The organism is Nitrospirota bacterium (assembly GCA_037386965.1).
Classification (GTDB): domain Bacteria; phylum Nitrospirota; class Thermodesulfovibrionia; order Thermodesulfovibrionales; family JdFR-86; genus JARRLN01.
Genome location: JARRLN010000004.1, coordinates 41,409 through 64,884, shown reverse-complemented (window position 1 = coordinate 64,884; position 23,476 = coordinate 41,409). Strand labels below are relative to the sequence as shown.

At 66.0% G+C, this 23,476-nt stretch carries 25 protein-coding genes; 21 read left to right on the top strand and 4 right to left on the bottom strand.

All coding sequences use genetic code 11. The features are described 5' to 3' along the window. Positions 1–88: 88 nt before the first annotated feature. The 18 genes from P8Y39_01550 (at position 89) to phoU (ending at position 18,759) form a co-directional block, all read left to right on the top strand. Positions 89–1,147 (top strand): tetratricopeptide repeat protein, encoded by a 1,059-nt coding sequence (locus tag P8Y39_01550; GenBank protein MEJ2191021.1) that lies wholly within the window; start codon positions 89–91, stop codon positions 1,145–1,147. A gap of 11 nt (positions 1,148–1,158) precedes the next feature. Beyond that, positions 1,159–1,692, top strand: a complete 534-nt coding sequence (locus P8Y39_01545; protein MEJ2191020.1) for a CDP-alcohol phosphatidyltransferase family protein — start codon at positions 1,159–1,161, stop codon at positions 1,690–1,692. After that, positions 1,682–2,971 (top strand): DUF512 domain-containing protein, encoded by a 1,290-nt coding sequence (locus tag P8Y39_01540; protein MEJ2191019.1) that lies wholly within the window; start codon positions 1,682–1,684, stop codon positions 2,969–2,971. Before P8Y39_01545 ends, P8Y39_01540 begins: the two co-directional genes overlap by 11 nt. After that, complete coding sequence (locus P8Y39_01535) at positions 2,968–3,792, top strand: shikimate dehydrogenase (protein ID MEJ2191018.1); 825 nt, start codon at positions 2,968–2,970, stop codon at positions 3,790–3,792. The genes P8Y39_01540 and P8Y39_01535 overlap by 4 nt, the downstream gene beginning before the upstream one ends. Positions 3,793–3,846: 54 nt before the next feature. Then, positions 3,847–4,344 (top strand): LPS export ABC transporter periplasmic protein LptC, encoded by a 498-nt coding sequence (gene lptC / locus P8Y39_01530; protein MEJ2191017.1) that lies wholly within the window; start codon positions 3,847–3,849, stop codon positions 4,342–4,344. Between the two features lie 25 nt (positions 4,345–4,369). Then, a complete protein-coding gene (locus P8Y39_01525) occupies positions 4,370–4,816 on the top strand; it encodes an LptA/OstA family protein (GenBank protein ID MEJ2191016.1) in 447 nt (148 codons plus the stop codon). 1 nt (position 4,817) lies between these two features. Next, a complete protein-coding gene (gene lptB, locus P8Y39_01520; GenBank protein MEJ2191015.1) occupies positions 4,818–5,540 on the top strand; it encodes an LPS export ABC transporter ATP-binding protein in 723 nt (240 codons plus the stop codon). After that, on the top strand, positions 5,540–6,997 hold the full coding sequence (rpoN, locus tag P8Y39_01515; protein ID MEJ2191014.1) for an RNA polymerase factor sigma-54: 1,458 nt from the start codon (positions 5,540–5,542) through the stop codon (positions 6,995–6,997). Before lptB ends, rpoN begins: the two co-directional genes overlap by 1 nt. Positions 6,998–7,014: 17 nt before the next feature. Beyond that, a complete protein-coding gene (raiA, locus tag P8Y39_01510) occupies positions 7,015–7,560 on the top strand; it encodes a ribosome-associated translation inhibitor RaiA (protein ID MEJ2191013.1) in 546 nt (181 codons plus the stop codon). 31 nt (positions 7,561–7,591) lie between these two features. Then, positions 7,592–8,452, top strand: coding sequence for an RNase adapter RapZ (rapZ, locus tag P8Y39_01505; protein MEJ2191012.1), 861 nt, complete (start codon positions 7,592–7,594; stop codon positions 8,450–8,452). Between the two features lie 2 nt (positions 8,453–8,454). Next, positions 8,455–9,390, top strand: coding sequence for an RluA family pseudouridine synthase (locus P8Y39_01500; protein MEJ2191011.1), 936 nt, complete (start codon positions 8,455–8,457; stop codon positions 9,388–9,390). Positions 9,391–9,421: 31 nt separating this feature from the next. After that, positions 9,422–10,126, top strand: a complete 705-nt coding sequence (locus tag P8Y39_01495; protein ID MEJ2191010.1) for a response regulator — start codon at positions 9,422–9,424, stop codon at positions 10,124–10,126. Next, positions 10,123–11,877 carry an ATP-binding protein gene (locus tag P8Y39_01490; protein MEJ2191009.1) on the top strand — a complete coding sequence of 585 codons (1,755 nt, stop codon included), beginning with the start codon at positions 10,123–10,125 and terminating at the stop codon, positions 11,875–11,877. The genes P8Y39_01495 and P8Y39_01490 overlap by 4 nt, the downstream gene beginning before the upstream one ends. Before the next feature lie 416 nt (positions 11,878–12,293). After that, on the top strand, positions 12,294–13,247 hold the full coding sequence (locus P8Y39_01485) for a phosphate ABC transporter substrate-binding protein (protein MEJ2191008.1): 954 nt from the start codon (positions 12,294–12,296) through the stop codon (positions 13,245–13,247). Between the two features lie 6 nt (positions 13,248–13,253). Beyond that, positions 13,254–15,563, top strand: a complete 2,310-nt coding sequence (locus P8Y39_01480; protein MEJ2191007.1) for an ABC transporter permease subunit — start codon at positions 13,254–13,256, stop codon at positions 15,561–15,563. Continuing rightward, positions 15,550–17,196: a phosphate ABC transporter permease PstA gene (gene pstA / locus P8Y39_01475; GenBank protein MEJ2191006.1), complete on the top strand. Its 1,647-nt coding sequence runs from the start codon at positions 15,550–15,552 to the stop codon at positions 17,194–17,196. The genes P8Y39_01480 and pstA overlap by 14 nt, the downstream gene beginning before the upstream one ends. 112 nt (positions 17,197–17,308) lie before the next feature. Continuing rightward, positions 17,309–18,067: a phosphate ABC transporter ATP-binding protein PstB gene (pstB, locus tag P8Y39_01470; protein ID MEJ2191005.1), complete on the top strand. Its 759-nt coding sequence runs from the start codon at positions 17,309–17,311 to the stop codon at positions 18,065–18,067. Then, positions 18,067–18,759: a phosphate signaling complex protein PhoU gene (gene phoU, locus P8Y39_01465; protein MEJ2191004.1), complete on the top strand. Its 693-nt coding sequence runs from the start codon at positions 18,067–18,069 to the stop codon at positions 18,757–18,759. Before pstB ends, phoU begins: the two co-directional genes overlap by 1 nt. A gap of 55 nt (positions 18,760–18,814) precedes the next feature. Here phoU and P8Y39_01460 read toward each other — a convergent pair whose 3' ends face one another. The 4 genes from P8Y39_01460 to P8Y39_01445 form a co-directional block, all read right to left on the bottom strand. Further along, on the bottom strand, positions 18,815–19,321 hold the full coding sequence (locus P8Y39_01460; protein ID MEJ2191003.1) for a nitroreductase family protein: 507 nt from the start codon (positions 19,319–19,321) through the stop codon (positions 18,815–18,817). A 91-nt stretch (positions 19,322–19,412) separates the two neighbouring features. After that, positions 19,413–19,850 (bottom strand): DUF296 domain-containing protein, encoded by a 438-nt coding sequence (locus tag P8Y39_01455; protein ID MEJ2191002.1) that lies wholly within the window; start codon positions 19,848–19,850, stop codon positions 19,413–19,415. Continuing rightward, the gene (locus P8Y39_01450; protein ID MEJ2191001.1) at positions 19,847–20,914 is read right to left on the bottom strand and encodes a DUF763 domain-containing protein; all 1,068 of its coding nucleotides are present in this window, start codon (positions 20,912–20,914) and stop codon (positions 19,847–19,849) included. Before P8Y39_01450 ends, P8Y39_01455 begins: the two co-directional genes overlap by 4 nt. An 11-nt stretch (positions 20,915–20,925) precedes the next feature. After that, positions 20,926–21,135 carry a hypothetical protein gene (locus P8Y39_01445; protein MEJ2191000.1) on the bottom strand — a complete coding sequence of 70 codons (210 nt, stop codon included), beginning with the start codon at positions 21,133–21,135 and terminating at the stop codon, positions 20,926–20,928. Positions 21,136–21,221: 86 nt separating this feature from the next. Here P8Y39_01445 and P8Y39_01440 point away from each other — a divergent pair, with 86 nt between their 5' ends. The 3 genes from P8Y39_01440 to P8Y39_01430 all read left to right on the top strand — a co-directional run bounded on the left by P8Y39_01440 (position 21,222) and on the right by P8Y39_01430 (position 23,337). Further along, entirely contained in the window at positions 21,222–21,671 is a 450-nt protein-coding gene (locus tag P8Y39_01440; protein ID MEJ2190999.1) for a hypothetical protein, read from the top strand. Positions 21,672–21,875: 204 nt separating this feature from the next. Next, positions 21,876–22,613: a cytochrome c gene (locus P8Y39_01435; protein MEJ2190998.1), complete on the top strand. Its 738-nt coding sequence runs from the start codon at positions 21,876–21,878 to the stop codon at positions 22,611–22,613. A 28-nt stretch (positions 22,614–22,641) separates the two neighbouring features. Beyond that, complete coding sequence (locus P8Y39_01430) at positions 22,642–23,337, top strand: phosphoribosyltransferase family protein (protein MEJ2190997.1); 696 nt, start codon at positions 22,642–22,644, stop codon at positions 23,335–23,337. Positions 23,338–23,476 lie beyond the last annotated feature (139 nt).

The window sequence follows — 23,476 nt, the reverse complement described above, 5'->3', positions numbered from 1 at the left end:
GGTGCGGAGCTCTTCGTCATGGGCTCGGCCTTTTACGGGGCGAAGGACTACGGGGCCGTGGTGCGCAAAAGCAGAGAGAACCTGGGCGATGCATGAGGTTCTGGAGCGGGCCCTGGCCCTGAGGGAGAAGTCCCGCTACGCCGAGGCCCGCACCCTGTACAAGGCCGCCCTCCGGAGGCTTGACGGCGAGGACCGCCTCGGCTGCCTCATGGCCCTCGGGGACACCTCCCGCATGACCGGCGACTTCGAGGATGCCGCGGCTCGCTACGGGGAGGCCATGGAGCTTGCCCCCGTGCTCGGGGAGAAGGAGGCCCGCATGGACGCCCAGGTGGGGCGGGCCCTGGCGCTCAGGGCCCTGGGGCACTGGAAGGAGTCCCTGCGGCTCCTGCGCGCCGCGGAGCGCCGCTACCGGAGCGCGGAAGACGGGGAAGGGGCGGCCTTTACCCTCTGGGCGCAGGCTGGCGCGCTCCGCATAAAAGGCGACATCCCCGCTGCCCTGGCCGCGTTCCGCGAAGCCCGGAGGGCCTTCCAGGGCCTCCGGGACGCCCACGGGGTGGGCTACGCCCTCGCGGGGATGGGAGGGACGTCCCGGGCGATGGGCAGGTTCCGGGACTCCCTGCGTTTCTACGGCAGGGCCAACCAGCTTTTCCGCGACCTCCGGGACACCTTCGGCACGGCCTACACCCACTGCGGCATCGGCAATGCCCTGAGGATGCTCGGAGACCATGCCGGCGCCCTCGGGCACTTCCGCCGCGCCGTCCGCCTCTATCGACGCATCGGCGACAAGGTGAGCTACGCCTACACCCTCTGGAGCCTGGCCGAGACCCATATGGCCGTGGGCCGGGCCGCCCTCGCCCGGAAATATCTCCTTGAGGCCCGCAAACTCTTCAAAAAGACCAGGGACCCCCGGGGGCTCGTCTACGTGAGGCTCTCCCTGGCCGAGCTGGCGTTTCTCGAAGGCCGTGGGGGGGCGGCCATGAGGAGCGTTCTGGCGGCCCGCCGGGAGGCCGCCCGGTGGGGCTTCGCCCTGGAGCTCTGCCACTCCCGGGCGCTTGAGGCCGCCATGGAGGGCGAAGCCCGGAGCGCCTGTTACGGGAGGCTCGGCGTGAGCCTCCGGCAGGACGGCATCCCGCTGGCCATTCCCTGAAGGCCCGGCCCGTGGAAGCCCTCACCCTCGCCAACGCCCTCACCGCCCTTCGCATCGTCCTCGTCCCGGCCTTCATCACCGCGCTTGAGTACGCCCGGTACGACCTCGCCCTTTATGTGTTCGCCCTTGCCGCGGCCACCGACGCGCTGGACGGCCTGGCGGCCCGGCGGCTGGGGGAGAAGACCACCCTGGGCAGGGTGCTGGACCCCGTGGCCGACAAGCTCATGCTCGTAAGCTCCTTCCTCTACCTCGCCTACCGGGGGTATCTGCCCGCCTGGCTCGCCATCGTCGTGGTGAGCCGTGACGCCTTGGTGGTGACCGGGGCGGCGGCCCTTTCCCTCGCGGGAGGAACCCCGAGGGTGGAGCCCACCATATCGGGAAAGGCCGCCATCGCGCTTCAATTTATCCTCCTGGTTTATGTACTCTTAAAGATAAACTACGGCCCGGCGCCGTCCGTGGAGGGAGTGCTCATCGCTCTGACCGCTGCGCTCACGGTGCTCTCGGGGCTCCATTACATTTACAGGGGGATGAAGATTGCCGCGTAAGAGGGGAGCAGTCATAGAGTCCGTCGCGCCGGGAAGCCCGGCCCACCGGGAGGGGCTCCGCCCCGGCGACGTCCTGACGGCCATAGACGGCGAGCCGGTGGCAGACGCCATCGACGTCATGTTCCTCGCCGACGGCCCGGCCCCCGCCCTGTGCGTCTCCCGCCGTGGCAGGGAGAGGACGGTCCGCCTGGAGATGGGCGGGGAGGGCGACCCGGGCATCGAGCTTCGCCCCTTCCCCGTGCGCACCTGCCGGAACAAGTGCGTCTTCTGCTTCGTGGCCCAGCTTCCCCGGGGCCTGAGGCGGAGCCTCTACGTGCGGGACGAGGACTACCGCATGTCCTTCCTCTACGGCAACTACATCACCCTTACCAACCTCGGTGCCGGGGACAAGGAGCGCATAGTGCGGCAGAGGTTGAGCCCGCTTTACATATCGGTCCACTCCACGGACACCCGGGTGAGAAACGCCCTCCTCGGAAACCCTGACGCCCCGGACGTGATGCAGGAGCTTCGCTTTTTCGCCCGGCACCGCATCGGGATGCACGCACAGATCGTCCTCTGCCCGGGCCTGAACGACGGCCCCGGCCTTGAGAGAACCCTCCGCGACCTGGCCTCCCTCTATCCCGCCTTGCTCTCGGTGGCCGTGGTCCCCGTGGGGCTTACCGCCCACAGGAAAAAGGAGCTCCGCCCCGTGGCCGCCCGGGATGCGCGGGACGCCCTGGGCATCGTCGAGGACCTCCGGAAAAGGTTTAAAAGGGAACTCGGAGACCCCCTGGTGCACGGGGCCGACGAGCTGTACATCAAGGCCGGGCGGGAGCTGCCGCCCCTGGAGGGCTACGGCGACCTCCCCCAGGTTGCTAACGGGGTGGGCATGGTGCCGCTGTTTCTGGATGAGGCCCTGAAGGCCCGCATCCCTCGTGCGCGGCGGGGGGCTCCGCGCTTTCTCGCCGTGACGGGGACGTCCTTTGAGCCCTTCCTCCGGAGGCTCGTCGAAAGGCTCGGGAAAAAGGGCCACCGGGTGGAGGCCCTCCCGGTAGAAAACGCATTCTTCGGACCCTCGGTCACGGTGGCCGGCCTCCTGACCGGCCGGGACGTCGTCTCGGCGGCCTCCCCTTTGAGGGAGCGGTTCGACGTCCTCCTCCTGCCGGACGTGCTTTTGCGGGAGGGCGATGAGATCTTTCTCGACGACCTCGCCGTCCCGGACCTGGCCCGGGCCCTGAAAAGGAAGGTGGTTGTCGTCGAATCCACGCCGCAAGGACTGATAAAGGGGGTTTGCGCATGACGATAAGCGGAAAGACCAGGGTGGTGGCGCTCATCGGGCACCCCGTGGCCCACAGCCTCTCGCCCGGGATGCACAATGCGGCCTTCGAGCGGATGGGCCTGGATTACTGTTATGTGGCCTTCGACGTGCCGCCCGCACTGTTGAGGGACGCGGTGGCGGGCGTGCGGGCCCTGGAGCTTGAAGGGCTCAACGTCACGGTCCCGCACAAGGAGGCCGTCATGCCCTTTCTGGATACCATAGACAGCGAGGCGGCCTTCATCGGCGCGGTCAACACGGTGGTCAAGCAGGGGGCAAAGCTCGTGGGCCACAACACCGACGGGCGGGGCTTCATGCGGAGCCTCGGGGAAAAGGGCATAGAGCCCGCGGGGAAGAAGGTCCTCGTCGTCGGGGCGGGAGGGGCGGCCCGGGCGATAAGCTACTACCTGTGCGTCGAGGCGGCCTCCCTCGCCCTCTTTGACCTGGACAGGCCCAAGGCCGAGCGCCTAGCGGCCGACCTCAAGGACGTCCGGGGGGTGGAGGTGCCGGTCCCCGAGAGGCTCGAGGAAAGCCTGCCCGGAGCCGACATGGTCATAAACGCCACCCCCCTCGGCCTTCACCCCGGGGAGGACCCCCTGCCTTTCTCTCCCCGGGAAGGGCAGGTCGTGGGAGACCTCATCTACGTCGAGACCCCCCTTCAGAGGGAGGCGGCCCGCCTGGGGTGCGAGGTGTTCAACGGCCTGGGGATGCTCCTCTGGCAGGGGGTGCTGGCCTCGGCCCTCTGGACAGGCCGGGAGCCTCCTCATGACGTCATGCTCCGGGCCCTCAGGGAAGGCCTCCGGTAGGGGTGGCACATTTTTTGATAGCCCTCCCTCCGGCCCCTGTGATAAAATGCCTTAGTGAGGATTGCACTCGTTCTTTTCGGTGTCGCCTTGTTGGCCGTGCTCATCGTGCTGGCCCCCGGGGGGCCGAAGGAGCATGAGGCCGGGGCGGCAACCGGCTCGTTCCTTCGGGATGTGACCATCGTCAGCCGGGAGGACGGCCAGAGCCGCTGGAGGCTGTCTTCCGCGGGGGTGCGCCTGGCCCAAGACGGGGCCGCCGCCCGCATGCGGGGCGTCCTGCTTACCTTTCCGGAGCGCGGCATGAAGGTCGCCGCCCGGGAGGGCGTCTACGATTTCGACGCGGGCAACCTCGCCCTCTCCGGCGAGGTCCGTGCCGAGACCGGGGACCTCGTTGTGACCGCCCCCGCCGTGCGCGTGGATTCCCGGACCGGCACCGTGCGGACCGACCAGGACGTCCTCCTTACGGCCCGGAGCTTCCGGGTGACGGGGCGGGGAATGGAAGCCCGAGAAAATACGGTTAAGGTGCTCCATGACGTCAGGGCCGAGTTCTTTTAGGGCGGTATTCCTTTTTCCGCTTCTCTTGCTGCTCCTTGCGCCGGCGGCCCGGGGCGCCCAGAGGGAGGCCCTGGGGAAGGGCCCCATCGTGATTACCGCCGAGAGCCTTTCGGCCGACCAGAAGGCCGGGGTGGCCCACTTCGAGGGCTCCGTGGTGGCCAAGAGCGAGGAGATGACCCTCATGGCCGACCGGATGACGGTCTTCTACGCCGAGGACGGCGGCGTCCGGAAAATCGACGCGGAAGGCGCTGTCAAGCTCATCCGGGGCGGGCAGGTGGTGACCGCGGAGCACGCGGTCTACACCGCCCGGGACCAGACGGCCGTCTTCACCGGAAACCCCCGCGCCGTGGAAGGCCAGAGCGTGGTGACGGGGACCAGGATGACCTACATGATGGCCGAGGACAGGTTCGTGGTCCAGGACAGCCGGGTCTTCCTCGAGGGCAAGGACGCCCCGCCCGCGGAGGACGACTGAGATGCACCGCCTCCTGGCCTCCGGGCTCTCCAAGACCTATGGCGGCCGCAGGGTGCTCACGGACGTGAGCGTTGCGGTCTCCTCGGGGGAGATCGTGGGTCTCCTGGGGCCCAACGGCGCGGGGAAGACCACGACGTTTTACATCGTCACCGGCATGGTCGCCCCCGATGAGGGAAGCGTCGCCCTGGACGGGGAGGAGATAGGCCGTCTGCCCATGTACCGCAGGGCCCTGAAGGGCATCAGCTACCTGCCCCAGGAGCCTTCCATCTTCAGGAAGCTCTCGGTGCGCGACAACCTGCGGGCCGTGCTGGAAATCAAGGGGCTCCCCCACGCGGAGGTGGAGGCCCGCATCGAGGAGCTCCTTGAGGAGTACGACCTCCGGAGGTTCGCCGAGAGGCAGGGGGCGTACCTTTCCGGCGGGGAGCGCCGGCGCACCGAAATAGCGCGGGCCATCGCCACGGAACCGAAGTTCATCCTCTTTGACGAGCCCTTCGCCGGGATAGACCCCATCGCTATAATAGAGCTCAAAAAGATGTTAGAATATCTTAGGGAAAGGGGACTGGGCGTTCTCATCACGGACCATAACGTGAGGGATACACTCTCCATAACGGACAGGGCGTATATCCTGAGCGAGGGAGAGATACTGGACGAAGGTTCCCCCGAAAGGCTGGTGGCCAACGCGAAGGTAAAGGACGTCTATCTGGGAAAGGAGTTCTGCCTCTAATGGCTGCTCTGGAGCACAGGCTGGAAGTCAAGATGATGCAGAAGCTGATACTTACCCCTCAGCTTCAGCAGGCCATCAAGCTTCTGCAGCTTCCCCAGCTCGAACTCTCCCAGATGCTCAATAACGAGCTGGTCGAAAACCCCTTCCTGGAAGAAGCCGCGGAAGAATCCCCGCCGGAGCAGGACCGCAACGAGGTGTCCGAGGAGGAGCCCTATGCCCCCGGGGCCGAGGATGCGGAGGCCCCCCTGGAGAGGCTCATGGGCTTCGGCAGCACCGACGAGTACTTCGACAACAGAAGCTACGACGGGCGCGACCTGGGATACTTCGCCCCCGACGTGGACACAGCGGCCACGCAGTCCCTGGAGCAGTACGTCAGCCAGGGCACCGACCTGTACGATCACCTGAACTGGCAGGTTCGCTTCTCCACCGCCCCGGAGGACGTCAGGGCGGCGGCCGAGGTGGTCATCGGCAACATCGACGAAAACGGCTACCTGGTGGCCTCCGCGGAGGACGTCGGCCGGTTCGCCGAGTGCCCGCCGGAGACGGCGGAGAAGGCCGTCCGGCTGGTGCAGACGTTCGACCCCCCGGGGGTGGGGGCGCGCGACCTGAAGGAGTGCCTGCTCCTTCAGCTGAGGCCCCTGGAGCTGGAGGGCACCCTGGTGGAAAACCTCATCCGCAAGAACCTGCCGGACATCGAGAAGCGGCGCTACCAGCGCCTGGCAACCGAGTACGGCTGCTCCCTGGAGGAGATAAGAGGCGCCCTCAAGGTCATCGAGGGCCTCGAGCCCAAGCCCGGCAGGGGGTTTTCCAGCGGCCAGCCCGTCTACATCAAGCCCGACGTCTTCGTCGTCCCCGACGGGGAGGACTTCCGCATCATCCTCAACGACGACAGCATTCCCAACATACGGATAAACAGCTACTACAGGAAGCTCCTGGTGCAGAAGAACACCCTGAGCCGGGAGGAGAAGGAGTACCTGAACGAGCGCCTCCGCTCGGCGGTCTGGCTCCTGAAGAGCCTGGACCAGCGGAACAAGACGATCTACCGCGTGACGGAGAGCATCCTGAAGTTTCAGCGGGACTTCTTCGACAAGGGAGTCTCGCAGATGAAGCCCCTGAACCTCAGGGACGTGGCCCAGGACCTGGACATGCACGAGTCCACCATATCGCGCGCCACCTCGAACAAGTACCTTTCATGCACCCACGGCCTCTTCGGCTTCCGCTACTTCTTCTCCAGCGGGGTGCGCAGCGACAACGGAGCCGGCAGCGTTTCCTCCACCTCGGTCAAGGACATGATACGCAAGATCATCGGCGAGGAGGACCCCCGCAAGCCCCTGAGCGACCAGAAGGTCTCCGACATGCTCAAGGAGCTGAACATCTCCGTTGCCCGGAGGACCGTGGCCAAGTACCGCGACGAGCTGAACATCGCTGCCCAGAACATGAGAAAAAAGATGGACTAACGGTGAAGGAGGGACCTATGAACATCGTCGTCAATGGACGCAACGTGGACGTGACGCCCGCCCTCAGAAAGTACGCCGAGGAAAAAATCGGGAAGTTCGAGAGGTACCTCTCCAACATTACGGAGGCCGTGGTCACTCTGAGCATCCAGAAATACATGCACAAGGCCGAGGTCCTCATCAAGGCCAACGGCATTCTCCTTCAGGCCGAGGGGGTTACCGAGGAGCTCTATTCCTCCATAGACGAGGTTTCCGACAAGCTGGACAAGCAGGTCAAGAAATTGAAGGAGAAGCTCAAGGATCGCCGCCGGGCGGAGAACGTGGGGCGGGTGGAGGCCAGCAGCGCGGCCGCCGCCGTCCAGGCCGCAACCCCCCCGGAGACCGGCGTCATCATAGAGCGCAGGCAGTTCGCCACCAAGCCCATGGCCCCGGACGAGGCCGCCCTGGAGCTGGACGGCGCGGAGAGGAGCTTCTTCGTCTTCACCAACTCCGAAAGCGGGGACGTCAACGTCATCTACAAGCGCGGCGACGGCAATTTCGGGCTCATCGAGCCGGTCCACAAGTGACCGGGACCGAGGGGGTGCCGGGCGCTTTCGCGTGAAGCCGACCATCGTCATCATAACGGGGCTTTCCGGTTCGGGCAAGACAGTGGCCTTGAGGGCCATCGAGGACGGCGGCTACACCTCGGTGGACAACCTTCCCCCGCAGCTCATCGAGTCCTTTGCCGCCACCATCACCGGCGGGGACGGCCACGCCGCCCGCATCGCCGTGGGCATCGACATCAGGAGGAAGGAGTTTCTCCACGTCCTTACCTCCCGGCTCCCCGCCCTGCGAGAGAAATACGCACTGAGCATCGTCTTTCTGGAGGCCGACCAGGACGTCCTGCTCAGGCGATTCAAGGAGACCCGCCGCCCCCATCCCCTCATGGCTCCCGAGATGGACGGCCTCCCGGAGGCCATCTCCCGGGAGAAGGAGCTCCTGGAGCCCCTCAGGGACCTGGCCGACGCGGTCATCGACACCTCCTCCTTCACCCCGCACCAGCTCCGCCGGCACGTCATGTCCCTGTACGCCGCGGAGGGGGCCCCGGCCGGAGGGATGAACGTGACCCTCCTCAGCTTCGGTTTCAAGTACGGCGTCCCCCAGAGCGTGGACCTGGTCTTTGACGTGCGGTTTCTGCCCAACCCGCACTTCGTCCCCGAGCTCAAGGACCTCACCGGCAAGGACGGGCCCGTGCGCGACTTCGTCCTGGGGAAGCCCGAGACGGAGGAGTTCCTCACCCGGCTCGGCGCCCTCCTGGAGTACCTCATCCCCCAGTACCGCAAGGAAGGCAAGAGCTACCTCACCGTGGGCATCGGCTGCACGGGAGGACGCCACCGTTCCATCGCCCTGGCCGAGGAGATGGCCTCACGCATGAAAGACGGGCCTTTCACCGTGCAGGTCGCTCACAGGGACATCTGAGGGTGGCCCGCCTCGTCGTCGCCCCCGGAGAGGAGGGGGAGCGCATCGACCGGTTTCTTTCCGAGCGCAAGGACGGGCTGACCCGCTCCCGCATCAAGCACCTCATCGAGGAGGGCGGCGTTCTGGTGGGCGGGCGGCCCGTGCGGGCAAGCTACAGGGTCCGCGAGGGCGACCGCATCGAGGTCTCGGTGCCCGCGCCCCCGCCGGAAGAGCTTGTTCCCGAGGACATCCCGGTGGAAATCCTCTTTGCCGACGACGACGTGGTGGTCGTCAACAAGCCCCCGGGGCTCGTGGTCTACCCCGCCGCGGGCCATCCCACCGGAACGCTCATGAACGCCCTCCTTTATCGCGTGGGCGGCCTGGCCCCTGTGGGAGGGCCGCTCAGGCCCGGGGTGGTGCACCGCCTGGACAGGGATACCTCCGGGGTCATGGTCGTGGCCAGGAGCAGCCGGGCGTATTACGACTTGGTGGAGCAGTTCCGGAGCCGGGAGACCACGCGGAGCTACAGGGCCCTGGTCCTCGGCGACATGGGCGAGGAGGGAGAGATTGACATGCCTATCGGGCGCTCCGAGAAGGACCGGAAGAAGATGTCCACCCGGTCCCGCCAGAGGAGGGAGGCGCGCACTGCCTGGCGGGCCCTCCGCTCTTACGGGTTCGCCACGCTCCTGGAGGTCCGCCTGGCCACGGGCAGGACGCACCAGATACGGGTGCATTTCGCCTCGGTGGGCCATCCCGTTCTGGGGGACCGCGTCTACGGGCGGAAGACGTCCCTGGACATCAGGGGGGAAAGGGTCTTCTTCCCCCGGCAGATGCTCCATGCCGCGCTCCTGGGCTTCAGGCATCCGGCGACCGGCGGGCGCGTGGAGTTCTCGGCCCCGGTGCCCGCGGACATGCGCGAGGCCCTGGAGCGCCTGGACGCCCTGGCCCGTCCGGATTGAATCCCCCGGAGAAAAGTGTTATAAGAACAACGTGTCTCCAAAGGCCAAGATACTGGTCGTGGACGACGAGCCCGACCTGGTGGAGCTCATCGCCTATAACCTCCGGAAGGAGGGCTTCGAGGTCTCTTCGGCCTCAAACGGCGAGGACGCCCTCCGGATGCTCAGGGCCGGCGGATACGACCTGGTGGTCCTGGACATCATGCTCCCGGGCATCCAGGGCACGGAGCTCTGCCGCATCCTCCGGGGCGGCGAGGCCACCCGCTCCCTGCCGGTCATCATGCTGACGGCCCGCACCGAGGAGGTCGACCGTGTCCTGGGCCTGGAGCTCGGGGCCGACGACTACGTGACCAAGCCCTTCAGCCCCCGGGAGCTGGTGGCCCGGGTGAAGGCGGTCCTGAGGCGCGCGGGCGAGAAGGTCCCCGGCGGGGAGGCGACCCTGGTGGCCGGAGACCTCACCATCAACAGGGAGACCTACCGGGTGACCAAGAAGGGAAAGCCCGTGGACCTGAGCGCCACGGAGTTCCGTCTTCTTTCGTACATGGCCGAGCGCCCCGGCAGGGTCTTCACCCGCCAGCAGCTCCTGGACGCCGTCTGGAAGGACGAGGGCTACGTGGAGCCCCGCACCGTGGACGTCCATGTGCGGCGTCTCCGGGCCCATATCGAGGACGACCCCTCGGACCCCCGGTACGTAAAGACCCGGAGGGGAATCGGGTATTACTTCGAGGCGGGCCCGTGAGGAAGGGGGTCTTCAGCAGGATTTTCAACGTCTATGCGCTGGTCCTCGTCCTGGGCCTCCTGGTCGCCCTGGTCTACGTCACGCATGTGGTCAGGGAAACCCGCATAGAGGAGCTGGCCCAGACCCTCCGGATGCACGCCTCCCTGGCGGCGAGCCTGGAGCCCTTCGGGCCGGAGGCCGACCGGGAGCGGCTGGTCCGGATGGTGCATGAGAAGACCGGCGCCCGGCTGAGCATCATCGCCCCGGACGGCACCATCCTGGCCGATTCGGACCGGGGGGTCCGCGGGCGGAAGGTGCTTACGGACCCCGAGCTGAAGGAGGCCCTGTTTGCGGGCTCGGGGTATGCGGTGCGCACCTCTGTGGACGGGCAAGAGGCCCTTTTCTCGGCCCTCCGCGTGGAAGAAGCCGGCCGGACCCTCGGCTTCATCCGCCTCTCCGTGCCGCTTCGGGAGGTAAACGCGTCGGTCAACAGGCTCAGGATGAAACTCCTCATCGCCTTCGCCCTGGTGTTCCTCGTGACCGGGGGGGTCTCCATCGTGCAGACCGGGCGGCTGCAGCGCCTGGTGAGGGACGTAACCCGGTTTACCCGGGCCCTCGCCCGGGGGAACCTGGAGCGGCGGCTCACGCTGAAAGAGGGCGGCGACTTCGGCGAGATAGCCGAGAACCTCAACACCATGGCCGGACGCCTCCGGGAGACCATTGCCCAGGGCAAGGAGGAGTACGAGCGGCTGAACGTCATCCTCCGGAGCATCCCCGACGCCCTCCTCATCGTGAGCCCCGAGGACGACATCGTCATGTCCTCGGCGGCCTCCCGGAACTTCTTCGGCGTCTCTCCCGTGGCGCAAAGGCCCCTTGCGGAGGTCGTGCGGAGCCCCGAGTTCTTCGCCATGCTGGACCGCGTGCGCCGGAGCAGGGCCACCGAGGACCTGGAGTTCACGCTGGATTACCCGGAGGAAAAGTACGTGACCGTCAAGGTCTCCCCCCTGCTCTACGATGAGGAGGAGCCCCCGGGCCTGGTGGCCATCTTCCACGACATCACCCAGATAAAGAAGCTCGAGCAGGTCAGGAAGGACTTCGTCGCAAACCTCTCGCACGAGCTGAAGACCCCCATCGCCTCCATCAAGGGCTTTGCCGACACCCTCCTCATGGGGGCCCTGGAGGACGAGGAGAACGCCCGGAAGTTCCTGGGCATCATCTCCTCCAACAGCGAACGCATCAACACCCTGGTGGACGACCTCATGACCATATCGAAGATAGAGCTGGGCGTCATCAAGGTGCAGAAGCGCCCCGTGGACCTCGGCGACGTTCTGGAGCACGTCCTGGAGAACCTGGCCGGGCGGGCAAAGGACAAGGGGCTTTCGCTCGCGCAGTCCGTCGCGGAGGGGGCCCGGCAGGTGCGGGCCGACCGGGACCGGCTCATCCAGATACTGACGAACCTGGTGGACAACGCCATAAAGTTCACCGACCGGGGAGGGGTCACCGTCAGGGCCGGCCTGGCCGGGGACGGACGCCCCTTTATCGCCGTAGAGGACACCGGCATCGGCGTCGCCCCCCAGCACATACGCCGCCTGGGGGAGCGCTTCTACCGCGTGGACCCCTCCCGCTCCCGGAAGCTCGGGGGCACGGGCCTGGGGCTGGCCATCGTCAAGCACCTGGTGAAGGCCCACGGCTGGGAGATGGCCTTCCGAAGCCAGGTGGGCCACGGCACCACCGTGACCGTCCTTCTCAGGGCCGAAGACGCCACGGCGTAGCTTTCACCGAATTTTCACCACCCCGTCATAATCCCGTCACATCCGTCCGGTACTCTGTCTTCATGAACATCGAAAGAGAAAGCCCGACGTGTCCTTACTTCGAGGGAAAGAGGGACGGCTGCGGGCGGGGCCTCCCCGTCGTGCCGTCCTACGAGCGCATGGTCTGCCTGCAAAGCCCGGCCAAGTGCCCTGTTTGCAGGAACGCCGAGGGGCAGGGCCGGGCTTCGACGGCTGTGGAGGGTTCACGGAACCTTCATGAGGCTGTCACAGTCCTGTAACACCGGAAGCTTATAATGGGAAGCACGAGCAGCGGTTGGGGGTTGCCCCTCGTAACGGAATCATCACGGGTTTGTAACGTTTCTGTAACAATCGAGGCTTAAAATTCGAAGCAGGAGGTTTTCTGAATGAAGAAGCACATGTTTTTGGCCGTGGCTTTGGTGCTGGCCGTCTTTTCGGCCGGTGCTTATGCCGGGAATGTGGACACCGCGATACCCGCCTACCAGAAGGTAAGCGGGGTCTCCGGGAGCCTCAACGCCGTGGGCTCCGACACCATGAACAACCTGATGGCCCTCTGGTGCGAGGGGTTTGCCAGGTTCTACCCCAGCGTGCGGTGCCAGATAGAGGGGAAGGGCTCCAGCACCGCACCGCCCGCCCTTATCGAGGCGACGGCCCAGATCGGGCCCATGTCCCGGCAGATGAAGAGCTCCGAGGTGGACGCCTTCCAGAAAAAATTCGGCTACAAGCCCACCCAGGTGGCCACGTCCCTGGACGCCCTGGCCGTCTACGTCAACAAGGACAACCCCGTCAAGGGCCTCACCATCGAGCAGCTGGACGCCATCTTCTCCAAGACCCGCAAGTGCGGGGCCCGCAAGAGGGTCGAGACCTGGGGAGACCTCGGCCTCACCGGGGACTGGAAGAACCACCCTATAAGCCTCTACGGGAGGAACTCCGCGTCTGGCACGTACGCCTTCTTCAAGGAGCACGCCCTGTGCAAGGGCGACTACAGGGACGAGGTGAAGGAGCAGCCCGGCTCGGCCAGCGTCGTGCAGGGCGTGACCGAGGACCGCTACGGCATCGGCTACAGCGGCATCGGCTACATTACCTCCGGCGTGCGGACGGTCCCCCTGGCCAAGAAGGGGAGCACCAGCTTCATGGAGCCCTCGGCCGAGAACCTTCTGAGCGGGCGGTACCCCCTGGGGAGGTTCCTCTACGTCTACATCAACCGTCCGCCCAACCGGCCCCTGGACCCTCTGGTGCGGGAGTTTGTCTCGTTCATCCTTTCCCGGGAGGGCCAGCAGCTTGTCGTCAAGTCCGGGTATCAGCCCCTTCCGGCAAGCGTCGTCAAGAAGATGCGGAAGAAGGTCCTCTAGGGTCTTATGGAGCTTCTGTCGCCGGAGGGAAAGAACGGGCGCCTGAACAGGGGCTTCACCCGGTCGGCCCTCCGCCGGCGGAGGTTGTTTGACGGCACTGCCCGGGTGGTCATCACCGTGGGCGGTGTTGTCATCATCGCCAGCATCCTGGCCATCCTGTATTTCATCTCCGCCGAAACCTTTCCCCTCGCCCGGGGAGCCCGGTCTTCGCTGAGGGCCTCCTATCCCCTCTCGGGCGAAGGCCTCCTGGCCTCCGCCGCCCCGGGCGGGCCCGCCCCGGAGGCCGCCCCGGTGGCCCTGGGGGTGGAGGAGCTGCGGGAGGTGGCCTATGTTATCACCCGGGACGGGGTGGTCCGGTTTTTCTCCATCGACACGGGACAGGCGCTCAAGGAGGTGACCCTCGAGGCCCTCCAGGGCAGGCGGGTGACCGCGGCCAGGGGCTCCCCGGACAGTTCCTTCTACACCCTGGCAACGGCGGACGGCCACGTCCTGCCCGTATGGGTGGAGTTCGACGTCCGCTTCGGCGAGGAGCTCGAGCGCACCCTCATCCCCCACGTGAGGGAGGGCGATTTGATGAGCGTCACGAACCTTCCCCTCAAGGCGGCCACCTACAAGGCCCTCCCCGACGGAGGGTCCCGGGCGGTGGCCGCCCTCACGGAGACCGGAGAGCTTCTCCTGGTCTCCGAGGAGGTGGAGCAGACCCTTTTCGGCGAGGGCGAGGTGAGCCGGAGAAGGTTCGACCTCACCGGGGACCTCGGCGGGAGCGTTCCGGTCTCGGTGGCCCTGGATACGTATCTGGAGAACCTCTATGCGGGCACCGCGGACGGAAAGCTCTTTCATTGGAGCCTTTCCCCCGGGCAGGAGCCCGTGCTTGTTGCCGTCCATGACGCCGGAGAGGGCGGGGCGGCCGTTTCCTCCCTGGGGTTTCTGGTGGGGGAGCGCTCCCTGCTCGTGGGGGACGAGGAGGGCAACGTCTCGGTCTGGTTTCAGGTGGAGCAGCCGGACTCGCCCACCGGCAGGGGCCTGGTGCGCGCCCACCGGATGGCCCGCCACGGGGCGCCCGTGCGCCGGTTCGCCGCAAGCGTCCGGAACCGGAGCTTCCTGAGCGCCGACCAGAGGGGGACGATATATCTTCAGCACGCCACCACCGAGCGGAAGCTCCTCACCCTCCGGGGCGAGGCCCCCATACGCCTGATGGCCTTCGCGCCCAAGGGCGACGGGGCCGTGGCCCTGGATAACCGGGGAAAACTCTACGACTGGGACATCCAGAACAAGTACCCCGAGGTCACCCTCAAGACGCTTTTCGGGAAGGTCTGGTACGAGGGGTACAACAAGCCCGCATACGTCTGGCAGTCCACCGGGTACGGGGACGACTTCGAGCCCAAGTTGAGCCTCACCCCCATCGTGTTCGGCACGTTCAAGGGGACCCTCTACGCCCTGGTCTTCGCCATCCCGATGGCCATCATGGGGGCGCTCAGCGCCTCGCAGTTCATGCACCCGGTGGTGAGGAGCTACGTCAAGCCCGTGGTGGAGATTATGGCCGCGCTTCCGAGCGTGGTGCTCGGTTTCCTGGGGGGCCTGTGGCTCGCCCCCTACATCGAGGACAAGGTCCCGGCGGTCTTCCTCATCCCCCCCGTGCTTGCGGTGCTCACCCTCGTCTCCCTCTTTCTCTGGAACCGCCTCCCCCAGGGGGTGAGAAAGTGGTTCAGGGAGGGGACGGAAGTGCTCCTTCTCGTGCCGGTCTACGCCCTAGGGGTCTATATCTGCCTCAAGCTCAACGGGCCCGTGGAGAGCTTCTTCCTCGGCGGGGACTTCCGCGCCTGGCTCTATAATTCCCTCGGGCTGGGCTTCGACCAGAGAAACTCCCTGGTGGTGGGGTTTGTCATGGGGTTTGCCATCATCCCCATCATCTTCACCATTTCCGAGGATGCCCTCTCCAACGTGCCCCGGCACCTCATCTCGGGCTCCCTGGCCCTGGGGGCCACCAGGTGGCAGACGGCGGTGCGCGTGGTGCTCCCCACGGCGAGCGCCGGAATCTTCTCGGCCATGATGATCGGCCTGGGGCGGGGCGTGGGAGAGACCATGATAGTCCTCATGGCCACGGGAAACACTCCCATCATGGATTGGAACATCTTCAACGGTTTCCGGGCCCTCTCGGCCAACATCGCCGTGGAGATACCCGAGGCCCCCCATGGAGCCACCCTCTACAGGGTGCTTTTCCTGGCCGCGCTCCTTCTCTTCGCGCTCACGTTTATCGTCAACACGGTGGCCGAGGTCGTCCGCACCAGGCTGAGGGAAAAGTATGGGAAGCTATAGGCGGCGGCTGAAAAACTACTGGGCCAGCGGCTCTCCCTTCGTCTGGCTGACGGGCGGCACCCTGGTGGTGAGCCTCATGATGGTGGGCGGGCTCCTCTACCTCATCGCCTCCAAGGCCCTGGGCTCTTTCTGGACGTCCGACCTGGTGGCCCTCACCCTCACCGACGGCCGCCAGCTCCTGGGCATGGTGACCGACAGGGAAAAAATACCGGCGTTTGGTGAGGGAGAGGACGTATCGGAGGGGTACAGGGTGCAGTTGAAAATCGCCAACAGGGACCTCTACGGGCTGGACTTCACCTGGGTCAAAGAGGCCGACATCGTCTCCCGGAGCCGTCCTCCCGAGGCCGTGGTCCTGCAGAGGCAGGAATGGGGAGACTTTTTCGGGTTCGTCCGGGAGGTGCGGATGGGCGACGTCGTCCTGGCAAGAGGCGAGAGGGAATCGTACCGGCTTTTCCTTTCCCTTCTGCCCGAGGCCCGGAAGCTCCGCGAGCGGATTCGCCACATAGAGAAGGACCGGATAGGGGACATCAACCATCGGATGAAGAGGCTCAAGCTCCGGATGCGCAAGGCGCGGTCGGGCGGAGCCGAAGGCGGCCGGGAGGCCCTGGCCCCCCTGGAGGGGCGGATGCAGGAGCTTCAGCGCCGCTACGGGGAGCTTGAAGGACGCCTGGATGAGCTTTACCGGACGCTCAAGAAGCACACCGTGGTCCTCGAGAGCATCGACGGGCGCACGAAGGAGCTTCCCCTCGGCGACGTGGTCCGGGCGTACAAGCCCAACACCATGGGCGTGGGCGGGAAGCTCGGCCTTTACGCCGCCAGGCTCTGGGAGTTCCTTTCGGCCGACCCCCGGGAGTCCAACACCGAGGGGGGCGTCTTCCCCGCCATATTCGGGACGGTGATGCTGGTGCTTCTGATGACCGTTGCCGTGATGCCCCTGGGGGTGCTGGCCGCCCTGTACCTCCGGGAGTACGCCAGGCAGGGCGCGGTGGTGCGGGTGGTCCGCATCTGCGTGAACAACCTGGCGGGGGTGCCCTCCATCGTCTTCGGGGTGTTCGGCCTGGGGTTTTTCATCTACGGGGTGGGCGGGACCATCGACCGCCTGTTTTTCGCCGACTCGCTGCCCACGCCCACCTTCGGCACGGGGGGCATCCTCTGGGCCTCCCTCACCCTGGCCCTCCTCACACTGCCTGTGGTCATCGTCTCCACCGAGGAGGGGCTGGCCGCCGTGGGACAGGAGCTCAGGCACGGCTCCCTGGCCCTGGGGGCCACCAAGTTCGAGACCATCTGGAAGGTGGTTCTCCCCAGCGCGGCCCCCGGCATCCTGACGGGCATGGTCCTGGCCATCGCCCGGGCAACCGGCGAGGTGGCCCCGCTCATGATTACCGGCGTGGTGAAGCTCGCCCCCGCCCTTCCGGTGGACAACACGTTCCCCTTCGTGCACCTCCAGCGGAAGTTCATGCACCTGGGGTTTCACATCTATGACGTGGGCTTTCAGTCCCCCAACGTGGAGGCGGCCATGCCCATGGTGTACAGCACCACATTTTTGTTATTATTTATTGTGGTGGTGCTGAACCTCGCGGCAATCGCCATACGCAACAGGCTCAGGAAGAAGTACACCGCGTCGGCGTTCTGATGGGAGGGGGCGCCCGGCGCGTTTTCTTTTGAGGAGGCACGTGGCCTTAGAGAGCAAAGAGAGGACAGGGAAAAGGGTCTCGGCGGAGCCGGCCCCCCCGAAGGGGGAGGTCATCCAGGACCCCGTCGTCACCGTCAGGGACCTGAACCTCTACTACGGCGAGAGCCATACCCTGAAGGACATCTCCATGGACATGGCCGCAAACCGGGTGACGGCCTTCATCGGTCCCTCCGGGTGCGGGAAGTCCACCCTGCTTCGCTGCCTGAACCGCCTGAACGACCTCGTCGACGGGGTGCGCATCGAGGGGACCGTGACGATAGGCGGCAGGGACATCTACGACCCCTCGGTGGACGTGGCCGAGCTCAGAAAGAGGGTGGGCATGGTCTTTCAGCGCTCGAACCCCTTTCCCAAGTCCATCTACGAAAACGTCGCCTACGGCCCCCGGATAGCGGGCGTCCGGGGGCGCGAGGACCTGGACGAGCTCGTGGAGCGGAGCCTCCGGGACGCCGCCCTCTGGGACGAGGTGAAGGACCGGCTCGGGGCAAGCGCCCTGGGGCTCTCGGGCGGACAGCAGCAGCGCCTGTGCATCGCGCGGGCCATAGCCGTGGAGCCCGAGATTCTCCTCATGGACGAGCCCTGCTCGGCCCTGGACCCCCTGGCCACGGGAAAGATAGAGGAGCTCATGGTGGAGCTCAAGCGGGATTACACCATCGTCATCGTCACCCACAACATGCAGGAGGCGGCCCGGGTCTCGGATTTCACCGCCTTCATGTACCTGGGGGAGCTCATCGAGTACACCGACACGGAGGCGCTCTTCATCCACCCGAGGGAGAAGCTCACGGAGAATTACATCACGGGGAGATTCGGCTGATGGTGATGCGGGGCAACGAGCTCAAGTGGCTGAGCGACATGCTCGTCCGGATGGCGGCGATGGTGGAGACGGCCATCAAGAAGTCCGTCCACTCCCTGGTGGAAAGGGACGACGACATGGCCCGCGAGGTCATCGCGGGCGACCACGAGATAAACGCCGTGGACGTCCACATAGACGAGGAGTGCATCCGCCTCCTGGCCCTCATCCAGCCCGTGGCCTCGGACCTCAGGACCATCACCACGGCCATGAAGATAACCACGGACCTGGAGCGCATCGGGGACAACGCCGTCAACATAGCGGAGCGCGCCCTGGAGTTGAACCAGGAGCCCATCCTGAAGCCCTACGTCGACGTCCCCACCATGGCGAACATCGCCCGCCGCATGGTCAAGGACGCCATAGACGCCTTCGTCAACCACGACAAGCGCCTGGCCATGGACGTCATCCTCCGGGACGACGAGATGGACGACCTCAACGAGGCCGTGGTGGAGGAGCTCTCGGCCATCATGAGCCGCGACCCCACCACCGTCTACCGGGCCACGAAAATCACCTACATCTCGAAGTACCTCGAACGCATGGGCGACCACGCCACCAACATCGCCGAGATGGTCATCTACATGATAGAGGGCAGGATCATCCGGCACATGGCCCCCTTCAAGAAACAGGAGGGCGAGGAAGGCCCGCCCTCCGGGTGAGCCGGCGGGAGAGCCCCCTCTCCGGGGTTCCGTGCCGCGGCCTGCTTCCGGGCGGTCAGTCTATCTCCACCACCGCTTCTTCGCGCGAGACCCTGGGCGGGGCCGCGGGGACCCTGGCGGGATAGCCCACCGGCACGACGGCCACCGGCCGCAGGTGGCCGGGGAGACCCAGGACACGGGCCACCCGGGCTTCCTGAAAGGCGCCCACCCAGACCGAGCCGAGCCCTTCCCCGTGGGCCGCAAGCATCATGCACATGATGCTCGTCGCGACGTCCTGTATGGTGTACAGGAAGGTTCCGCGCTCGCCGTACCGGGCGCCTATCCCGGCGTCCGTGCAGCCCACCACGACCAGGGGCGCCCGGGCGATGAAGCTCTGCCCCAGGGCCGCCTCCGCCAGGTGCTTTTTCACGTCCTTGTTCCGCACCAGGTAGAACTTCCGGGACTGGAGGTTTCCGGCGCTGGGGGCCCAGAGGAGGGCCTCGACGAGCTTGTCCTCCAGGGCTTTCGGCACCGGGCGGTCCTCAAAGCGCCGGACGCTCCGCCTCCCTCTGACAGCGGCCATCACGTCCATGTCTGCTCCTTCCGCCCCGTGCGCTCCCCCATACCATGCATACTGCCGCGCTTCGCCCGCACCCCGCCGGGGCCAAGGCGCCCTAGAGCTTGAGCAGGGCCATCCCCGTTGCGGGGTCCATCTCGCGCACCGCGGTGACACCCTCTATCTCGATGATGACGGCCTCAAGGACGAGGAAAGTCTCGGTCTGCTCCCTCAGGCAGCCCACCCGCACCCGGTCGCCCTTTCCGAAGGCCCCGTGCAGGTGCACCCTGGGCTCCTCGCCCTGCCAGAAGACCGTCCCCACGCCGAGCACTTCGTGGCTCTCGGCCAGCTCGCGCCAGAGGGGCCTGGGGGGAAGCTCGTTCTCCGTCTCGGGCCCCACCACGAAACGCCCCCTGCGCATGCCGCCCACCAGGTAAAGGACGGCGGCCCGGATGTTTTCCGTCCTGGCGATGCGGGCGATGTTGCCCAGGACCTCGTCGCCGTCGTCAAAACGCACCACCGTAACCCGTCCCGCTCTGCCCATCTGATAATTCATGCCGCCTCCCCGAAATAGGTATGCAGTCTCTTGAAGGCTTCCACCTTGTCGCGGTTTCCCACCCTGGCCGACCGGATGGCCTTCTTCATGACGCCGATGGTTCCGTCGTATGTCTCCCTGTCCACCGGGTAGGGGGTGCCGTCCTTGCCCCCGTGGGCGAAGCTGAAGCGTGCCGGGTCCCGAACACTGGCGGGGGCCCCGAAGAGGAGCTCCGAGAGGAGAGCCAGGGCCCGCACCGTCTTGGGCCCCACTCCCTGGAGGCCCAGGAGGGACTGGAATGTTTGGGGCTGGTTCTCGTATGTCCTGAGGAAGGTGCTTCGCAAGCGCTCGGGCCTGAGGTCCGAGAGGTCCAGGTTATGCCGCGCGGGCATCGTGAGCTCCCGGATGAGCCGTTCCGGCTCCTCGCGGCCCAGCAGGGCCGCGGCCTCCCTGGCCGCCCGGCTCTCCCGGGCCGTCATGTTCAGGACGGCTCCGCCCCGCTGCTCGGAGCAGACCGCCCTGTGGGGCTCCACCACGAAGTCCTCGAGGCCCTCCGAGAGCCAGTGGTACCGCCGGGCGGTCCTGTCCAGGGGGTTCATGCCCTGCTGAATCACCGCCCAGGAGCCCCGGGTGGTGAAGACGAACACGTGGTGGTAAAGCTGGTAGCCGTCCTGAAGGGCCGCGTTATCCACCTTGGCGGCCATCCTGCTTGCATGAACCAGTCCGGCGGGGTCCGTCCCGGTCTTTTCGGCGGCCAGGAGGATGTGCTCGGGGGTCTTTCGCGAGGCAGCCCCCTTGCCGCCGGCGAAGTGCACGCCCAACTCCCCCTCCAGCCCCCTGATGCCTTCCTTGAGGGCGCCGGTCACCGTCGTAGTCAGCCCGCTGCTGTGCCAGTCGAAGCCCAGCACCGAGCCCAGGGCCTGAAACCACCAGGGGTCCGAGAGCATCCGAAGGAATGCGTCCGCGCCAAACTCCGCCACCGTCAGGGTGAGGATTTCGCGCGACAGGGCCGCCATCCGGCGGAAAAGCCAGGCGGGCGCTTTGCCGTGGTGAAGCGGCAGTATCGCCGTACCGCTACGGGGCATGCTCTCTCAGGTTACCACGTGAGGGAGAGGATCTTGCGCAGGTCGCTCTGGGTGCTGTTGTACTTGCAGTCCATCACCAGGCACTGGTCGGACCGGTAGCAGCAGCCGTCCCGGAGGACGACATGCACACAGATTCCCGAGCGCCCCTCGTGGGGGCAGGGGAGATGCAGCTTGCCCGTCGTCTCCGAGAATTTCTTCTCTCTGAGCAAATCCCTCTTCATGACCCTATTGTAGCGCAAAATGTGATTAAAATCACCTTTTCGGCAGGAAATAAAAACCCCCGTCCCCAGGGGAGTATAATAGGGCCATGCCCCATTTCGGCCTCATGGATGCCGATGCCCTGGGACCGGAGCGAGCCGCCCTCATGCGGGCGAAGCTGCACATCCGGGCGGGACGGCGCCGCCTGAGGCAGGGGAAGGTCTCCTACGCCTTCATCACCCTCTACGACGCCCTCGTGCACGCCATGGAGTGGCACCTCCTCAAGCCCGAGCTTCGTGCGCGCCTGGACATCAGGGAGGGCGAGGACCTCGGGGACGAGCGCACCGTCTACGGCATCCTGGTCCGCTCGGGCGTCCTGGACGGGCGGCTCGACTACCAGGAGGTGACGGACATGGTGGACGGCGCCCTGGCCTTCAGGCTCGAGGAGGGCTTCGACCGGGAGGGCATGCTCGGCAAGCTGGAGGACGTCTTCACCCAGCTCGGGGTCCTTCCCTTCGACGAAGAGGAGCTCCCCCCGGAGGACCCCTCCACCTACTGAACCCGTGCTTACGGGGGAAGGCTCATCAGGCACGTATCGCGTTGCGGCACCCCCCTGCCTCTGCTACAATCGCCTTACTACCGGGAGCATGATATGGTTCACGTATCAATGCCCTAAAGTGCATGGAGTATAAGGTGTTTTCAGGGCTTCAATGCGAAGATAAAAACTAACCGGTGGTAAGTTCGGACTTCCGAGACGGGGGAGATGCCTTTACTCCTTTATAAATCGCTCCTTTCCATCGTGCTTCTGGCCACCGTCCTCTTCGGGATGTTCACGATGTTCGAGGTCTTCGGCAAGGCCGAGGCCAGGTACGACGCCCGAAAGATAATCCGGCTGCACAAGATAAACGGCGTCCTCTATGTCATCCTGTTTCTTTACATCGGCTATCTCTGCCTGGGGTACCTCAAGAGGAGCCAGGCAGAGCCCTCCCCGCGGGTGGCGTTGCACGGGCTCCTGGCCCTCGGCGTCTTCCTGCTCCTTCTGCTCAAGGTCGTCTCCATTCACTTCTACAGGAAGTACTACGAGCAGGCCAAGGTCCTGGGCATCCTCATCGGCCTTCTGAGCCTGGCCATGGTCGGCGTTTCGGGAGGGTACTACATGCTCGTGGTGGGTTTCGGGGAGCTCAGGCCCCCGCCGCCGGCCGGGGCCATGGTCAAGCCCGCCGACATCGTGCTCAAGACGGATGAGGCGAGCATCCAGGCGGGAAGGAGGCTTTACGAGGACAAGTGCACCTTCTGCCATGACCCCAACGGCAGGGAGACGGTGGTGGGCCCCGGGCACAAGGGCATTCTCAAGAGGGAGGTGCTGCCGGTGAGCGGCAGGCCGGCAACGGTTGAAAACGTGGTCAAGCAGCTCCAGCATCCCTATAGGAAGATGCCCTCCTTCGCCTACCTGGACAAGAAGCAGCTGGAGGACATCGTGGCGTATCTGAATACGCTCTGACCAGGGGGCCGGAAGGCCCTGGAGGGTAGTGGCGGGAAGGCTTCTGGAGGACAGGACGCTGAGGGACCGGAGGTTCATCTTCCGGGACAGGGTGGATGCGGGCAGGCGCCTGGCGGAGTTTCTGAGGGCGGAGGCGAGGGGGGACGAGCTTGTCCTGGGCATACCGGCCGGAGGCGTGCCGGTGGGCTACGCGCTTATGAAGGGTCTCGGGCTTGCGTTCGACCTCCTGGTGGTGCGCAAGCTCCGGATTCCCGGCAATCCCGAGGCCGGTTTCGGGGCCCTGGCCCCCGACGGCCGCATGGTTCTGAACGACACGCTGCTCAGGGGGCTGGGCCTGGGCAGGGAGGACATCGAGCGCGAGGCCGAGCGGACCAGGAAGGTCATGGAGCACCGCAACGAGACGTACCGGCACGGAAGGCCCTTTCCCGATGTCCGGGGCCGCCGGGTCATCGTGACCGACGACGGCCTGGCCTCGGGCTACACCATGCTGGCCGCCCTGGGGTTCCTCGGGCGCCGCGGGGCGGGCTCCCTCGTCGTGGCCGTGCCCACGGCCTCCCTGCGCACCGTCCGGACGGTGCAGAGAGAGGCCGACCTGGTGGCCTGCCTCAATGTCCGCAGCGGGTTTCCCTTCGCCGTGGCCGAGGCCTACATGCACTGGCATGACCTGACGGACGAGGAGGTCATGGATATCGTGGACAGGTCGAGACAGACGCAGGGAGGCTGAAATGCGGACACCTGGAATGGCCGGTCGCCGCCTGTCCTTGTCTTTATTCTCGCCAGCCCAAGGAAAGAAATACGAGGCCACCCAATACGGTAATGTCCCCTGTATCCGGCCCTTGACATCCCCTCTCGGGGTTGTAAAC

Bases quoted from the DNA above. Each gene is read 5' to 3' on its own strand.
- P8Y39_01550 (MEJ2191021.1), top strand. From the start codon at position 89: ATGCATGAGGTTCTGGAGCGGGCCCTGGCCCTGAGGGAGAAGTCCCGC.
- P8Y39_01535 (MEJ2191018.1), top strand. From the start codon at position 2,968: ATGACGATAAGCGGAAAGACCAGGGTGGTGGCGCTCATCGGGCACCCC.
- lptB (MEJ2191015.1), top strand. From the start codon at position 4,818: ATGCACCGCCTCCTGGCCTCCGGGCTCTCCAAGACCTATGGCGGCCGC.
- rpoN (MEJ2191014.1), top strand. From the start codon at position 5,540: ATGGCTGCTCTGGAGCACAGGCTGGAAGTCAAGATGATGCAGAAGCTG.
- raiA (MEJ2191013.1), top strand. From the start codon at position 7,015: ATGAACATCGTCGTCAATGGACGCAACGTGGACGTGACGCCCGCCCTC.
- P8Y39_01485 (MEJ2191008.1), top strand. From the start codon at position 12,294: ATGTTTTTGGCCGTGGCTTTGGTGCTGGCCGTCTTTTCGGCCGGTGCT.
- P8Y39_01480 (MEJ2191007.1), top strand. From the start codon at position 13,254: ATGGAGCTTCTGTCGCCGGAGGGAAAGAACGGGCGCCTGAACAGGGGC.
- pstA (MEJ2191006.1), top strand. From the start codon at position 15,550: ATGGGAAGCTATAGGCGGCGGCTGAAAAACTACTGGGCCAGCGGCTCT.
- phoU (MEJ2191004.1), top strand. From the start codon at position 18,067: ATGGTGATGCGGGGCAACGAGCTCAAGTGGCTGAGCGACATGCTCGTC.
- P8Y39_01460 (MEJ2191003.1), bottom strand. From the start codon at position 19,321: ATGGCCGCTGTCAGAGGGAGGCGGAGCGTCCGGCGCTTTGAGGACCGC.
- P8Y39_01455 (MEJ2191002.1), bottom strand. From the start codon at position 19,850: ATGAATTATCAGATGGGCAGAGCGGGACGGGTTACGGTGGTGCGTTTT.
- P8Y39_01450 (MEJ2191001.1), bottom strand. From the start codon at position 20,914: ATGCCCCGTAGCGGTACGGCGATACTGCCGCTTCACCACGGCAAAGCG.
- P8Y39_01445 (MEJ2191000.1), bottom strand. From the start codon at position 21,135: ATGAAGAGGGATTTGCTCAGAGAGAAGAAATTCTCGGAGACGACGGGC.
- P8Y39_01440 (MEJ2190999.1), top strand. From the start codon at position 21,222: ATGCCCCATTTCGGCCTCATGGATGCCGATGCCCTGGGACCGGAGCGA.
- P8Y39_01435 (MEJ2190998.1), top strand. From the start codon at position 21,876: ATGCCTTTACTCCTTTATAAATCGCTCCTTTCCATCGTGCTTCTGGCC.